The 14,715-nt window shown below is 74.2% G+C and carries 16 protein-coding genes; all 16 read right to left on the reverse strand.

The genetic code is table 11. The annotated features are described in order from the left end of the window. Window positions 1-8: 8 nt before the first annotated feature. Window positions 9-551, reverse strand: coding sequence for a GNAT family N-acetyltransferase (locus ACIBPC_RS30225; RefSeq protein WP_398849070.1), 543 nt, complete (start codon window positions 549-551; stop codon window positions 9-11). A gap of 23 nt (window positions 552-574) precedes the next feature. Next, complete coding sequence (locus tag ACIBPC_RS30230; RefSeq protein ID WP_398849072.1) at window positions 575-1,144, reverse strand: murein hydrolase activator EnvC family protein; 570 nt, start codon at window positions 1,142-1,144, stop codon at window positions 575-577. 109 nt (window positions 1,145-1,253) lie between these two features. After that, the gene (locus ACIBPC_RS30235) at window positions 1,254-1,589 is read right to left on the reverse strand and encodes a DUF2469 domain-containing protein (RefSeq protein ID WP_362965164.1); all 336 of its coding nucleotides are present in this window, start codon (window positions 1,587-1,589) and stop codon (window positions 1,254-1,256) included. 29 nt (window positions 1,590-1,618) lie between these two features. Beyond that, on the reverse strand, window positions 1,619-2,365 hold the full coding sequence (lepB, locus tag ACIBPC_RS30240) for a signal peptidase I (protein WP_398849074.1): 747 nt from the start codon (window positions 2,363-2,365) through the stop codon (window positions 1,619-1,621). Between the two features lie 74 nt (window positions 2,366-2,439). After that, window positions 2,440-3,489, reverse strand: coding sequence for a signal peptidase I (lepB, locus tag ACIBPC_RS30245; protein ID WP_398849076.1), 1,050 nt, complete (start codon window positions 3,487-3,489; stop codon window positions 2,440-2,442). After that, window positions 3,395-4,588: a signal peptidase I gene (gene lepB, locus ACIBPC_RS30250; RefSeq protein ID WP_398849078.1), complete on the reverse strand. Its 1,194-nt coding sequence runs from the start codon at window positions 4,586-4,588 to the stop codon at window positions 3,395-3,397. The genes lepB (ACIBPC_RS30245) and lepB (ACIBPC_RS30250) overlap by 95 nt, the downstream gene beginning before the upstream one ends. After that, window positions 4,581-5,288 carry a signal peptidase I gene (lepB, locus tag ACIBPC_RS30255; protein ID WP_398849080.1) on the reverse strand — a complete coding sequence of 236 codons (708 nt, stop codon included), beginning with the start codon at window positions 5,286-5,288 and terminating at the stop codon, window positions 4,581-4,583. The genes lepB (ACIBPC_RS30250) and lepB (ACIBPC_RS30255) overlap by 8 nt, the downstream gene beginning before the upstream one ends. 30 nt (window positions 5,289-5,318) lie before the next feature. Continuing rightward, on the reverse strand, window positions 5,319-5,666 hold the full coding sequence (gene rplS, locus ACIBPC_RS30260; protein ID WP_362965155.1) for a 50S ribosomal protein L19: 348 nt from the start codon (window positions 5,664-5,666) through the stop codon (window positions 5,319-5,321). Window positions 5,667-5,807: 141 nt separating this feature from the next. Next, on the reverse strand, window positions 5,808-6,641 hold the full coding sequence (gene trmD, locus ACIBPC_RS30265) for a tRNA (guanosine(37)-N1)-methyltransferase TrmD (protein WP_398849083.1): 834 nt from the start codon (window positions 6,639-6,641) through the stop codon (window positions 5,808-5,810). Then, on the reverse strand, window positions 6,638-7,192 hold the full coding sequence (rimM, locus tag ACIBPC_RS30270; protein ID WP_398849086.1) for a ribosome maturation factor RimM: 555 nt from the start codon (window positions 7,190-7,192) through the stop codon (window positions 6,638-6,640). The genes trmD and rimM overlap by 4 nt, the downstream gene beginning before the upstream one ends. 113 nt (window positions 7,193-7,305) lie before the next feature. Next, the gene (locus ACIBPC_RS30275) at window positions 7,306-7,545 is read right to left on the reverse strand and encodes an RNA-binding protein (RefSeq protein WP_052852049.1); all 240 of its coding nucleotides are present in this window, start codon (window positions 7,543-7,545) and stop codon (window positions 7,306-7,308) included. A gap of 2 nt (window positions 7,546-7,547) precedes the next feature. Beyond that, window positions 7,548-7,985, reverse strand: a complete 438-nt coding sequence (gene rpsP, locus ACIBPC_RS30280) for a 30S ribosomal protein S16 (RefSeq protein WP_362965149.1) — start codon at window positions 7,983-7,985, stop codon at window positions 7,548-7,550. 149 nt (window positions 7,986-8,134) lie between these two features. Next, on the reverse strand, window positions 8,135-8,734 hold the full coding sequence (locus tag ACIBPC_RS30285) for a hypothetical protein (RefSeq protein WP_362965147.1): 600 nt from the start codon (window positions 8,732-8,734) through the stop codon (window positions 8,135-8,137). Between the two features lie 152 nt (window positions 8,735-8,886). After that, window positions 8,887-10,311: a proline--tRNA ligase gene (proS, locus tag ACIBPC_RS30290; RefSeq protein ID WP_362965145.1), complete on the reverse strand. Its 1,425-nt coding sequence runs from the start codon at window positions 10,309-10,311 to the stop codon at window positions 8,887-8,889. A 67-nt stretch (window positions 10,312-10,378) separates the two neighbouring features. Further along, window positions 10,379-11,908 carry a signal recognition particle protein gene (gene ffh, locus ACIBPC_RS30295; RefSeq protein ID WP_398849089.1) on the reverse strand — a complete coding sequence of 510 codons (1,530 nt, stop codon included), beginning with the start codon at window positions 11,906-11,908 and terminating at the stop codon, window positions 10,379-10,381. Window positions 11,909-12,028: 120 nt separating this feature from the next. Further along, complete coding sequence (locus ACIBPC_RS30300) at window positions 12,029-14,512, reverse strand: [protein-PII] uridylyltransferase (protein ID WP_362965141.1); 2,484 nt, start codon at window positions 14,510-14,512, stop codon at window positions 12,029-12,031. Window positions 14,513-14,715 lie beyond the last annotated feature (203 nt).

Raw genomic sequence — 14,715 nt, forward strand, 5'->3', positions numbered from 1 at the left:
ACACCCGTTCATTCCCTGATCTCCCCCGGGAGCAGCGACCCCACCCAGGCGTCCACCCGGCACCCCCGGTGCACGAGACGCTGCCGCAGCACCCCTTCCATGGAGAAACCCACCTTCTCCGCGACCCGGCGCGACGCCTCGTTGCCCACCTGGGCACGCCATTCCACGAGGGCGAGGTCCCGGATGTCGAACGCCCACCGGCAGACGGCGACCACAGCGGCCGTCGTCACCCCGCGCCCCCTGGCGGACGGATCGGTCCAGTAACCGATCTCGCCGGTGCCGTCGCCCCGCAGGTGCAGCCCGACACGGCCGAGACGCCGCCAGGACTCCCTCGCCGACCCGACCAAAAACTCGGCTCGCGTCCCGTTCCTCCAGCCGTCCACGGCCAGCCGCTCGACGAAGTCAGCGGCGTCCGTCCTCCGACAGGGCGAGGGGAGATCGATGAACCGCTGGACCTGCGGGTCGAGCGAGACCCGGTGGACCCAGTCGATGTCCTCGCTCCTGAAGGGCCGCAGCCGTAAGGCACCCGCTTCGAGCACGAGAGGTTCCATCCGGTGACGGTATCCGGTCCATGTCACCCCTCGGGGAGGGGAACGCCGGTCGTCGGGAGCAGGCGGGACGGGCCCGCGCGCAGCAGGTCGGGCCGCAGCAGTGTCAGCGGGTCGAGATAGGCGCCGTCCCGCGTCGCGCCCCAGTGCAGGCAGGGCGCCGCGCAGTGTCCAGGACCGGCGGCGAGGGTGCCGAGCAGCGCGCCCGCCGCCACGCGGTCGCCCGTGGTGACGGCGACGGAGAGCGGTTCGTGCGTGATCCTGACCGGTGGTGCACCGCTGCCGTCGAGTTCGACGGTGACCACGCCGCGACCGGCGACCTGTCCGGCGAAGGTCACACGCCCGGGTCCCGCGGCCCGCACCGGGGCGCCCGCGTCCGTGAGCAGGTCCACGCCCCGGTGCCCGGCCTGCCACGGGGCGGGCGGCGGGTCGTACGCGCGGTCCACGGCCGGACGGCGCCCGCCGTCCGAGCCCGGCACCGGCCACAGCGGCAGCCCCTCCACCTCGGCCGCTCCGTCGGACGGCGGCGCGGCCGGCGCCGGGACGGACAGGAGCAGGAGGAGAACGACCAGTGGTGACGCGATCACGGACAGCATGGGACCACCCTGCACCGGTCACGCCGCGCCCGGGAGCCGGGCGGTGAATCTGTGGACAACCCGCCACCTGTGGACAGCGCCGTCGCCCGTACGGGTGAAGCCCGGGGCGTCAGGTGCTCCGGCCGCCGCCGAAGCCCGAGTCCTCCGGAAGGTCGAGTTCGCTGCGGTTCAGCTCCTCGATGTTGACGTCCTTGAAGGTCAGGACGCGGACCTGCTTCACGAACCGCGCCGGGCGGTACATGTCCCACACCCACGCGTCCGCCATCGACACCTCGAAGAACACCTCGCCCTGCACCGAGTGCACCTGCATCTCGTAGTCGTTGGTGAGGTAGAAACGGCGTTCGGTCTCGATCACATAGGTGAAGAGCCCGACCACGTCCCGGTACTCCCGGTAGAGCTTCAGCTCCATATCGGTCTCGTACTTTTCGAGGTCTTCGGCACTCATGGCGTGATCCCCTTCAGCCGTGCGTTACCTCATTGTGCGCCACCGGCCGCGTCGGCACGCCGCCGGTGGCCCGTCCGGGACGCCCGGCGGGCGAGCGGCCCGTACGCGGCGCCCGCGAAGATCAGCACGGCCCCGCCGCCCATGGCCCAGCACAGGGGCCGCAGCGGTCCCGGTTCCGAGATCCCGCCCGGCAGATCCGCGAAACCGCCGGGGCTCGGCAGGCCGCCCAGCCTGCCGAGCGGCCAGACCGTCGCCTCGACCCGGGCCTCCACCGTCTCGCGCGGCACGGTCCCGGTCTGTGTCTCCGTGATGTGGCTGCGCGAGTCGAGCGAGTCCATCCGGTCGTCGCCGAGGACGAACAGCTCGCCGTCCGGAACCGTGACGTCGAAGCCCGTGGCCGAGGCGCCGTGGCGGGAGTGCACATAGGGCTCGGTGACCGGCTCGCCGTTGATCCGCAGCCGTCCCTCCGCGTCGCAGCACGCGACCTCGTCCCCGCCGACGCCGACGACACGCTTCAGCATCGGGATGTCGCCCCACGTCTCGTCGCGGAACACCACGACGTCCCCGCGCCGCACGTCGTCCCCGTCGACGCGCTGGGCGAGGACACGGTCACCGGCCGCCACCGCCGGGGCCATCGACCCCGTCGGCACGGTGTACGGCTGGTACAGCAGCGCGGCCAGCACGAAGCCGCCGAGGAAGAGCACGCACCCGACGGCCACGGCCGCCCCGGACAGCAGCCGTCCCCTGCCGCGCCCGCCGTCCACCGCACCGCCCATCGGGTCCCCTCCCCTCTCCGCCGGCGATCCGCCGACGGGCCGGTGGAGACCCTATCGAGGGCGGCGGGCCGGGGTCAGCCCCGCGTGCCGTCTTCCCCGCCGTCCCGGACGGCGGCCGCGTCCTCCGGGCGGCGCAGCACCACGCGCCGCCGCCACAGGACCAGCGGCACGGCGCCCGCGAGGCCGACCGCGCCCGGCGCGACCACGGCCGCCGCACTCGTCACGGAGTCGAACGTGCCGGGCACGGGCAGGGTGCTCCAGCGCGTCACCGGCCAGGCGACGACGATGGCGCGGCCGACGACCTCGTCCTCGGAGATGGTGCCGCCGCCCTCCAGGTTCTGGTGGTAGCGCGAGTCCAGGGAGTTCTGCCGGTGGTCGCCCATGACCCACAGCCGCCCCTCGGGGACGGTGATCGGGCCGAACGGCTGGTCGTCGCACGGGGTGTTGCCCGGGAACAGGTAGTCCGACTCGTCCAGCTCCTGCCCGTTGACGACGACCTGGCCGCCCTGCTGGCACTCCACGGTGTCGCCGCCGACGGCGATCACACGCTTGATCAGGTCCTGGTCCTCGTCGGACGGCATGAGCCCGATCGCGCTCAGCCCGGTGCGCAGCGCCGACCCGATGCCGCCCTCGTCCTCGGGGCCGTCGTCCAGCCAGCCGCCCGGGTCGTGGAAGACGACGACCTCGCCCCTGGACGGCTCCCAGCCGAACCACGGCGTCAGCTTGTCCACGAGCACGCGGTCCCCGCGCTGCAGGGTGTCCTGCATCGACAGCGACGGGATGGAGAACGCCTGCACCAGGAACGTCTTGATGAGCAGCGCGAGGACGATCGCGATGCCGATCAGCAGCGGCAGCTCCTTCCAGAACGACCGCTGCTTGGCGGCCTTGCGCCCGTGCCTGCCGCCGCCCGGGGCCGCGGCCCCGTCGTCGGCCGGCCCGTCGCCGCCGTCTCCCGCACCGCCCGTCCCGTCGGCGTCCGGCGCGTCCGGCCCGTCGGGAGAGCCCACGGCCCGCTCGCCCGCGGTGGCGTCATCCACCGCCGCCTCGTCGCCCTCGCCCGGGCGCACGGCGGCGCCGTCCGGACGGGGGGACCCTTCGTCGGACGCTCCGGCACCCGGCGTCACCGGCCGGTCGTCCCCCGGCTCGTCCGCTCCGGCCCGCGCATCCACGGCCACATCCCCCACATCCGCTCCTCACGCTCCGCTCCAGCCCGATCCGCCACCGCGACAGGCCCACCACTCCCATAACGAGCGGGAGTTCCACAGGGATCGGCAGTGACGCCATCTCCTCGCGGCCCGCCTCGGCGCCAGGGCCCGCGCGGGCCGCGGCGGCGCCCGCCCCCGGTTCCGGCACCTCCGCGAACGGACCGTCGTCACCGAGTCCCCGCCAGTGGGAGAACGGCCACGCGATCACGACCGCCCGGCCCACGAGAAGGTCAACGGGTACCGTACCCTGCCACTCGTCGTCGAGGTGGTAGCGGGAATCCGAGGAGTCCGACCGGTGGTCGCCGAGGACGAAGAGGCGGCCCTCGGGGACGGTCACCTCGAACTCGATCTCCGACGGCGCGTCCCCGGGGTGGAGGTACGGCTCGTCGAGCGGCGCGCCGTTGACCGTCACCCGGCCCCCGGCGTCGCAGCAGGCGACCGTGTCGCCGCCGACGCCGACGACCCGCTTAATGAGGTCCTGGTCGTCGGCCGACGGCAGCAGCCCGATCCAGGTGAGCGCGTCCCTGACCTGCTTGATCCCGACCGGGGCGTCGTCGCCCTGCCCCGCCTGCTCGCCCTGGAGCCAGCCGCCCGGGTCGCGGAAGACCACGACGTCGCCGCGGTCCGGCTCCCAGCCGAACCACGGCGTCAGCTTGTCCACGAGCACGCGGTCGTTGATCCGTATCGTCTGCTCCATCGAGCCGCTGGGGATCACGAACGCCTGGACCAGGAACGTCTTCAGCACCACCGCGATCAGCAGCGCCGTGCCGACGAGCAGCGGCACCTCGCGGGTGGCCCGCAGCCGCCTGCGCCGCCTGATGCGCCGGGCGGCCCGCCGCCGGTCCGCCCGGCCCTCGCCGGGACCGCGCAGTGTGGCGCGCGGCTCCTCCGCCGCGCCCGCGCCCGAGGACGCGGCGACCGGCTCGCGCCGCGCCCTGCCGCCCCCGGCCCGCCGGTGCCCGGCGTGGCGGCGGCCGCCTTCCGGCGGGGGCGCGTGGTCCCGGTCCTGGTCACTCATCCCCTGAGTCCACCGATCCCCAGCGGCCGACCGGCCACGCGATCCACTGCACCCGCCCGACGACCCGGTCCACGGGGACCGTGCCGCCCCCGGGGGAGCCGAGGTACTGCCGTGAGTCCGCGGAGTCGGAGCGGTGGTCGCCCATCACCCACAAGCGTCCCTCCGGCACCTCGATGTCAAACCCGACCTCGGACGGCGCGTCGCCCGGGTACAGGTACGGCTCGTCCAGCGGCTCGCCGTTCACCTCGATCCGGCCCCGGTCGTCGCAGCAGCGGACATGGTCGCCGCCGACGCCGATGACGCGCTTCACGAAGTCGGTCTCCGCCGGCTCGGCGAGCCCGACCGCCGCGGCGGCGCCGTGCAGCAGGCCGAGCAGCGGCCCCCGGTCGTCGGGCGGCTCGGCGGCGGTGAACGAGCCCGTGCCGTCGAAGACGATCACGTCCCCGCGCCGCACCGGGTCCCCGAAGCGGTACGCCAGCTTGTCGACGAGCACCCTGTCCCCGGCCCGCAGCGTGCCCTCCATGGAGCCGCTGGGGATGCGGAACGGCTGGACGATCCACGCGCTCACGCACCAGGTGACGACCACCGTCGCGGCGACCGCGGCGGTCCACAGACGCGCGGAGCGCGACCGCCACCACCCGCCGGGCGAAGGGCGGGAGGCGGGATCGCGCTCCGGGGGCCGTGCGTCGGTATCCGTCACGCCGTGATGGTAACCGGACGGAGGACCTGCTCAGTTGTCGCGCTTCTCCTTGATCTTGGCCGCCTTGCCGCGCAGGTTGCGCAGGTAGTACAGCTTCGCGCGGCGGACGGCGCCGCGCGTGACGACCTCGATCTTCTCCACGACCGGCGTGTGGACCGGGAAGGTGCGCTCCACGCCGACGCCGAAGCTCACCTTGCGGACGGTGAAGGTCTCCCGGATGCCCGCGCCCTGGCGGCGGATGACGACGCCCTTGAACTGCTGGACACGGGAGCGGTTGCCCTCGATGACGCGGACGTGCACGTTGACCGTGTCGCCGGGCCGGAAGGCGGGGATGTCGTCGCGCTTGGAGGCGGCGTCGACGCTGTCGAGGAGGTTCATGACCTGCTGCTCTCTTCGCCGGTGCCACAGGTCAACGGCGGTACGTGGTGTCTGGGTGTGTGCTCGGGCCCCGGCTCCGCGGGCGGGCGGCGGTCCCCCTGTGGCAGGGTCGCGCGCCGGGCGGAATGCCGGGCCGACGGCCTATTCTTCCACGGGCCGCGACGACCGCCCAAATCGCCCGTCGGGACCCGGCTCCCAGCCCAGCTCGGCGAGGGTGGCGCGGTCGTGCTTGTCGAACGCCTCCGGGTCGGCGCCCGCGACGAGGTCGGGGCGGTTCGCGCTCGTGCGGCGCAGGGCCTCGTCGCGGCGCCAGCGGCCGATCCGCCCGTGGTGGCCGCTGACGAGGACCTCGGGCACCTCGCGCCCGCGCCACTCCGGCGGCTTGGTGTAGACGGGCCCCTCCAGGAGCCCGGCCATCGCGCCGGGGGCGAACGAGTCGTCGCGGTGCGACTCGGCGTTGCCCAGCACGCCGGGCAGCAGCCGGGCGATGGCCTCGACCATCACGAGGACGGGGGCCTCGCCGCCGGCCAGGACGTAGTCGCCGATGGACACCTCACGGACGTCGCAGCGGGCGGCGTAGTCGTCGATCACGCGGCGGTCGATGCCCTCGTAGCGCGCCGGGGTGAAGACGAGCCACGGGCGCGCGGCCAGCTCGACGGCCAGTTCCTGGGTGAACGGGCGCCCGCTCGGCGTCGGCACGACGAGCACCGGGCCGCCGTCCCCGTCACCACCGTCAGCGCCGCCGTCTGAGGCCAGCACGGCGTCCAGTGCCTCGCCCCAGGGCTCGGGCTTCATGACCATGCCGGGGCCGCCGCCGTAGGGGGTGTCGTCCACCGTGTGGTGCCGGTCGTGCGTCCAGGCGCGCAGGTCGTGGACGCGCACGTCGAGCTGTCCCCGGGCGCGGGCCTTGCCGACGAGGGAGACGTCCAGCGGCTCCAGGTACTCGGGGAAGATCGTGACGACGTCTATCCTCACCTGGCGCCGTCCCCGTCGTCGCCACCGCCGTCACCCGGGTCCACGTCCTCCAGCAGGCCGGGCGGCGGGTCGATCACCACGCGGCGCTCCCGTACGTCCACCTCCGGCACGATCTCGGAGACGAACGGCACCATCACCTCGCCGCCGCCAGGACGGGCGACGATCAGCAGGTCCTGGCTCGGCAGGTGCGCGATCTCACGCACGGTGCCCACCGCCTCGCCCCCGGCCGTCACGACGTCGAGGCCGGTGAGCTGGTGGTCGTAGTACTCCTCGGGGTCGTCCGGGAGTTCGTCCGGGTCCACCTCGGCGAGGAGCAGGGTGTTGCGGAGTGCCTCGGCGCCGGAGCGGTCGGTGACGCCCGCGAAGCGCAGCAGCAGCCGGCCGCTGTGGACCCGGCCGCTCTCGATGGTCAGCGGGCCCGCGGTGTCCGGTTCGGTGACCAGCACGCTGCCGGGGGCGAGCCGCAGTTCGGGCTCGTCGGTCCGTACCTCGACGGACACCTCGCCCTTGATGCCATGGGCGCGGCCGATGCGCGCGACGACCAGGTGCACTGCTCTGTTCCCACTCCTCGGTTCGGCGGACCCGTCGGGTCCGGCCACGGACGTCACGAAGGGCCGGGGGCGGCGATCCGCCCCCGGCCCTTCGTGCGATGCCTTGCGCGCCCTCAGCGGATGTCGTCCGCGTCGACCAGGTCGACGCGGATGCCCTTCCCGCCGAGCGCGCCCACGACCGTGCGCAGCGACCTGGCGGTGCGGCCGTTGCGGCCGATCACCTTGCCGAGGTCGTCGGGGTGGACCCGGACCTCGAGCGTACGTCCGCGGCGCAGGGTGCGGGAGGCGACCTGGACCTCATCGGGGTGATCGACGATGCCCTTCACCAGGTGTTCCAGGGCCTCTTCGAGCATTCTCAGCCCTCGGTCGTCTCGGCCGGGGCCTCGGCGGCCTCGGCGTCCGCCTTCTTCTCGGCCTTCTTCTTCGGGGTGATGGCCTCGCCACGGGCCTCACCGCCGGTCGCCTTGGCGGCGGCCTCGAAGACGGCGCGCTTGTCGGGCTTGGGCTCGGCCACCTGCATGGGCGGCGGAGCCGGGAGGCCCTTGAACTGCTGCCAGTCGCCGGTGACCTTGAGGATCGCCAGGACGGGCTCGGTCGGCTGCGCGCCGACACCCAGCCAGTACTGCACGCGCTCCGAGTCGACCTCGATGCGCGACGGGTTCTGCACCGGGTGGTACAGGCCCAGTTCCTCGATGGCGCGGCCGTCCCGGCGGGTGCGGGAGTCGGCGACGATGATGCGGTAGTGGGGCGACCGGATCTTGCCCAGTCGCTTCAGCTTGATCTTGACGGCCACGGGAGTGGTGTCTCCTGCATGTTGACGTGATGGGCCACAGCCGGTCTCCGCGTGGGGATGCGGCGCCACGGGCCCGATGGACGCGCCAGCCGGAGGAGAGAGGGTCCTGTGCGACTGTCGAGTTCAGCCGCCCATTGTGCCACAGGACGTCAGTGGGGTGCCGACGCGGTCAGCGCCTCCACGATCTGGAACGGCTTCTTGCACGCCCCGCAGACGATGGGCGCCTGCGCCAGGACGGACGGGACGACCCGGACGTTCCGTCCGCACTCGCAGACGGCCTTGACCCGGACGCCGCCCCCGGAGGAGCCGTGCCGCGCGGCGGGGCCGCGGAAGGTGCGCTTGGTGTCGGTGGCGGTGGCCACGTTGTGCGCCTTCAGGGCACGGGCCAGCCGCTCGGCCGTGGGCCGGTAGCGGCGCCGGGTCTCCGGCGTCATGGCGACGAGCGAGAACCCACTGCTCGGGTGGGGGTCCTCGACGTGTTCGAGACCCAGCTCCTCGGCGATCGCGAGGAACCGTCTGTTGTGGTAGCGCCCGGCCCGCGAGGTGTCCCGGACACCCCGCGCGGCGGCGATGCCGTGCACGGCCTCGTGCAGCAGCCTTTCGAAGGAGAGCTCGGAGCCGCAGGCGGACGACGACTCTCCGATCAGGGACTCGGGGGCGGCCAGGTCCGGCAGCTCCGGGTGGTGCCGTTGAATGTCGGCCCACGCGTGTGCCAGCTCGGCGGCGAGAACTGGTGGTGTCGTGCTCACGTCGTACCTAACGAGCGAGTCCCCCGGGGTGTTCCGATTCCGGGTCAAGTCCCCGAATTTGCACTTACCAGTCAGTTCGGCTTCATTCCGCCGCCGCGCGCCCGGGGCGTACGCCCCGCCCGCCGGGGGGTCCGGCGGGCGGGACCCGCGCGTCAGTACGAGCGGCCGACGACCGCGAGGGTGCCGGGCGGGACCTCCCCGTCGACCGCCTCGGGCACGGAACCGTCCGCGCCGACCAGGCAGCGCACCGTGACGGCGTCCTGCGCGAGCCGCTTCTCGCCCTCCTCGCCCACCTCGGACCAGGGCAGGCGCGCCCAGCCGCCCGCCGCGGCGGCCTCCACGGCCTCCTCGACGGTCCGCACGTCGCTCGTACGGGACTCGCGGCGCTCGCGGGACTGGCGCAGCAGCAGCGCCTGGTCCTCCTCCAGCAGGCCGGGCAGCAGCGACGGCAGCGCGTCCAGGGCGACCGGCTCCTTGCCGCCGGGGATGCGGCGGACGAGCATCGCGGTACCGGCCGCGACGTCGCGCGGGCCCACCTCGACGCGGACCGGGACGCCCTTCAGCTCCCAGTCGACGGCGCGGCGGCCGAAGGGGGTGTCGGTGCGGTCGTCCACCTCGACACGGACCCCGGCGTCCGCCAGCGCGGCGCCGATCCTGCGGACGGTCTCCAGGACCTCCGGGTCGTCCTTGATCGCGAGGACGACGGCCTGGACGGCGGCGAGGCGCGGCGGGATGCGCAGGCCGTTGTCGTCGCCGTGCGACATGATCAGGCCGCCGACCATGCGGGTCGAGGCGCCCCAGGACGTCTGCCAGACCAGGTCGCGGCTGCCCTCGCGGGAGAGGAAGCGGGTGTCGAAGGCGCGCGCGAAGTTCTGCCCCAGCTCGTGGCTGGTGCCCATCTGGAGGGCCTTGCCGTCGCCCATCATGCCTTCGAGCGTGCGGGTGTTGATGGCGCCCGCGAAGCGCTCGGAGGGGGACTTGACGCCCGGCACCACGTCGATGGCCAGCACGTTCTGCATGAAGTCGTGGTAGACCTCGCGGTGGATGTGCGCCGCGTAGTCGCGCGCCTCCTCGTAGGTGGCGTGCGCCGTGTGGCCCTCCTGCCAGAGGAACTCGGTGGTGCGCAGGAAGACACGGGGCCGCATCTCCCAGCGGACCACGTTGGCCCACTGGTTGATCAGGAGGGGCAGGTCGCGGTAGCTCTGCACCCAGCGGGCGAACGAGGCGTTGATGATCATCTCGGAGGTGGGCCGCACGACGGCGGGCTCCTCCAGCTGCTTCCCGCCGCCGTGCGTCACGACCGCCAGCTCGGGGGCGAAGCCCTCGACGTGCTCGGCTTCCTTGGTCATGTACGACTGGGGGATGAAGAGGGGGAAGTAGGCGTTGCGCGCGCCCGACGCCTTGATCCGGGCGTCCAGCTCCGCCTGCATCCGCTCCCACAGGCCGTACCCGTACGGTCGGATGACCATGGTGCCGCGCACCGGGCCGTTCTCCGCCAGTTCCGCCTTGCTGATCACGTCCTGGTACCAGCGCGGGAAGTCATCCGCCTGGGGGGTGAGTACGGGAGCCTTTGCCATGGCGGAGATGGTACGGGGCGCGGCGGTCCGAGCGTGAATCCGTATCCGCGCGCCCCGTACGGGAGCGTCACTTCGGGGGCAGGATGTCCCGAAATTCCTTGGGCAGTTCGAAGTCGGAGGGGTCGGCGCCCGTGGCACCGAAGGTGCCGTCGGCGCGCTGCGCCTCCTCCTCGCGGCGCTTCATCGGGTTGCCCGACCTGCGGGCGCCCTTGCCGCGCTTCTGCTGCTGCTTGCCCTTGCGCTTGCCGCCGCCGCCCATCCCGGGGATGCCGGGCATGCCGGGCATCCCGCCGCCCTGCGCCATGCGGGACATCATCTTGCGCGCATCGAAGAACCGTTCCACGAGGCCCTTGACGGCCGAGACGTCCACGCCGGAGCCGCGCGCGATGCGGGCGCGCCGCGAGCCGTTGATGATCTTCGGGTCGTTGCGCTCGGCGGGCGTCATGGACTTGATGATCGCGGCGGTGCGGTCGACCTCGCGCTCGTCCAGGTTGTTGATCTGCTCGCGCATCTGGCCCATGCCGGGCATCATGCCGAGCAGCTTGGACAGGGAGCCCATCTTGCGGACCTGTTCCATCTGGGACAGGAAGTCGTCGAGGGTGAACTCCTTGGGGCCCTTGGCCAGCTTGCCCGCGAGCTTCTCGGCCTCCTCCTGGGAGAAGGTGCGCTCCGCCTGCTCGATGAGGCTGAGGACGTCGCCCATGCCGAGGATGCGGGAGGCCATCCGGTCGGGGTGGAACGCGTCGAACTCGTCCAGCTTCTCGCCGTTGGAGGCGAACATGATCTGGCGGCCGGTGATCTGCGCGATGGACAGGGCCGCGCCGCCGCGCGCGTCGCCGTCGAGCTTGGAGAGCACCACGCCGTCGAAGCCGACGCCGTCGCGGAACGCCTCGGCGGTGGTCACCGCGTCCTGGCCGATCATGGCGTCCACGACGAAGAGGACCTCGTCGGGGCGCACGGCGTCGCGGATGTCCGCGGCCTGGCGCATCAGTTCCTCGTCGATGCCGAGGCGGCCCGCGGTGTCCACGATCACGACGTCGTACTGCTTGTCGCGCGCGAAGACGATCGAGTCCTCGGCGACCTTGACGGGGTCGCCGACGCCGTTGCCCGGCTCGGGCGCGTAGACGGCGACGCCCGCGCGCTCGGCGACGACGGACAGCTGGTTCACGGCGTTGGGGCGCTGGAGGTCGCAGGCGACGAGCAGCGGGGTGTGGCCCTGGCCCTTCAGCCAGCGGCCGAGCTTGCCGGCCAGGGTCGTCTTGCCCGCGCCCTGGAGGCCCGCGAGCATGATGACGGTCGGCGCGGTCTTCGCGAACCGCAGCCGCCGCGTCTCGCCGCCGAGGATGCCGACCAGTTCCTCGTTGACGATCTTGACGACCTGCTGGCCGGGGTTCAGCGCCTTGGACACCTCGGCGCCGAGGGCGCGTTCCTTGACCTGCTTGATGAACGCGCGCACGACCGGCAGCGCGACGTCGGCCTCCAGCAGCGCGATCCTGATCTCACGCGTCGTGGCGTCGATGTCCGCCTCGCTCAGACGGCCCTTGCCGCGGAGGTTCTTGAACGTTGCCGCAAGGCGGTCGGAGAGAGTGTCGAACACGGCGCTGACTGTTCCTTAGAGGTCGGGGGAACGCTCGGGGAGCATCGGGTCGGCTGGGGGAACGGTGCCCTCCAGCCTATCCGCCCCGCACGGAAACGGTCAGCCCGCCGGTGGCGGGGTTCAGGCGGCCAGGGCGCGCTCCATCCCGGCGGCGAGGCGGGCGGCGTCGTCCGGGGGCAGCGGGGCGCCGTCCGGCCCGGTGACGTAGAAGGCGTCGACGGCGTTGGCGCCGAGCGTGCTGACGTGGGCGCTGCGGACGGAGACGCCCGCCGTCTCCAGGGCCTGCCCGATGCGGTGGAGCAGCCCGGGGGCGTCCTGGGCGCGGACCTCGATGACGGTCGCGAGCCGCGAGCCGAGGGGCGCGACGGTGACGCGCGGCGGCGGCGCCTGGGGCAGGCGGCGGCGCGGGCGGCGGTATGCGGCCTCCCGCTCGGCGAGGCGTCCGGCGATGTCGAGCGAGCCGTCGAGGGCGCGGACGAGGTCGGCGCGGAGGCGTTCCGCCTGGGGCAGGGAGCCGTACTCGGCGGCCACGCGCCAGTCGAGCAGCAGCACGGGTCCCTGGCCCGTGGGGTCGATGGAGCGCAGCTCGGCTGACCTGACGGTGAGGCGGTGCAGGGCGAGGACCCCGGCCATGGCGGGGAGGACCCCCGGCTGGTCGGGGAGGGCGACGATCAGCTCGACGCCGACGGGCTCGGGCTCGGGCTCGGCGTCCGCGTCCCGGCCGTCCCGGGTCGCGGGGCCGTCGGCGCCGTCGCCTGCGGCGGGGCCGCGCTCGGGCCGCGGCAGCAGGGCGAGCACGGGGGCGCCGGTGCGGGAGGCCTCGACGGCGAGGCGTTCGGCCGCGACGGTGGGGACCGGCGGGACGGCGCGGGCCGTTCCGCCGTCCTCGAAGGTCGCTCCGACGCGGGCGACCAGGTCCGCGATCAGCGAGGCGCGCCAGCCGGACCAGGCGGCGGGGCCGGTGGCCAGGGCGTCGGCCTCGGTGAGGGCGTGCAGCAGCTCCAGGGTCACGGGGTCGCCGACGGTCTTGGCGACGAGGGCGACGGTCGCCGGGTCGTCGAGGTCGCGGCGGGTCGCCGTCTCGGGCAGCAGCAGGTGGTGGCGTACGAGGGTGGCGAGCGTCTCGGTGTCGGCCTGGCCGAAGCCGATCCTGGCCGCCATGTCGCGGGCGATGGTCTCCCCCGCGACGCTGTGGTCGCCAGGCCAGCCCTTGCCGATGTCGTGCAGCAGGGCGGCGGCGAGGAGGAGGTCGGGGCGGCTGACGCGGCGGGTCAGCGCGGACGCGCGGACGGCGGTCTCGACGAGGTGCCGGTCGACGGTCCAGCGGTGCACGGGGTTGCGCTGCGGGCGGCAGCGGACGCGTTCCCAGTCGGGCAGGAGCTTCGTGATGATCCCGGCGGCTTCGAGCGCCTCCCACACGGGCACGGTGTCGGGGCCCGCGCCGAGCAGGGTCAGGAACTGTTCGCGCGCCTCGGCGGGCCACGGCACGGGCAGCCGGGCGTCGGCGGCGGCCAGGGCGTGCACGGCGGGGAGGGCGAGCGGCAGCCCCGCCTGGGCCGCCGCGGCGGCGGCGCGCAGCGGCAGCACCGGGTCGCGGTCGGCGCGTGCGGTACGGGCGAGGACGACCTCGCCCTCCTGCTCGACGACGCCCTCGGCGAGCGGCGTGCGCTCCTCCACGGGGCGGCGGGCGGTGCGGGAGCCGAGGAGCGTGCGGAGGCGGCGGCGCGCGGACCGGGCGCGCAGGACGCGGCCGACCTCGCGCCACGTGACGTCCGACGCGTAGCCGATCGTGCGGCCCGCCTCGTACACGCGGCGCAGGAGCGCGTCGGCGTCCAGCAGGCCGAGCGCCTTGGCCACCTGGTCCTGGTCCTCCAGGGCGAGGCGGTCGGTGGCGCGCCCGGTGGCGAGGTGGAGGGCGTCGCGGATGTCGAGGAGGGTGCTGCGGGCGGCCTCCAGGCCCTCGCGGGGCGCGTCGGCGACCCAGGAGGCGGCGACGGCGCGCAGGGCGGTCGCGTCGCGCAGGCCGCCGCGTGCCTCCTTGAGGTCGGGTTCGAGGAGGAACGGCAGCTCGCCGAAGCGGCGGGCGCGCTCGCGGCCCATCTCGTGCAGTTCGGGCAGGCGGGCGGGGGCCTGGGCGCGCCACTGGGCGAGGAGCGCGGTGCGCAGTTCGGCGGTGAGGGCGCCGTCGCCCGCGATGTGGCGTGCGTCGAGGAGGCCGAGGTGGACCTTGTGGTCGGCGGCGGCGGTCTCGTGGGCCTCGGAGAGGGTGCGGACCGAGTGGTCGAGGGCGATGCCGAGGTCCCAGACCGGGTACCAGAGGTGGTCGGCGAGTGCGGCGATCTCCTGGCGCGAGGCGGTGCCGTCGTGGAGGAGGAGCAGGTCGAGGTCGCTGCGCGGCGAGAGTTCCCCGCGGCCGTAGCCGCCGACGGCGACGAGCGCGACGCGGCCGGGGCGCGGTCCCTCGGCGAGGAGTCCGGCGAGCCAGGTGTCGGTGAGGCGTGCGAGTTCGGCGCGGCGCGGGCGCCCGGTGGGGCCGTCCGCGGTGAGGAGGCGCAGGCGCGCGGCCGCGTAGCCGCCGCTGGTGGGTGTCGTCTCCGCCGTCATGCGGTGGTGCCCTTCTTCGCCGGTGGGGGGTTTCGCCGGTGCGGGAGGTTCGCCGGTGTGGGGGCCGTCTGTGGGGTGGCCGGGCGGGGGCGGGGGCGCCCGCGCCGGGGGGGGGGGGGGGCGCCCCCCCCGCGGGGGGGGCCCGGGGGGGGGGGGGGGGCCGGGGGCGCCCCGGCGGGCGGGGCGCCCCCCCCCGGGGGGCC

The sequence above is a fragment of the Streptomyces sp. NPDC049879 genome, assembly GCF_044461265.1.
Taxonomy (GTDB): Bacteria; Actinomycetota; Actinomycetes; order Streptomycetales; family Streptomycetaceae; genus Streptomyces.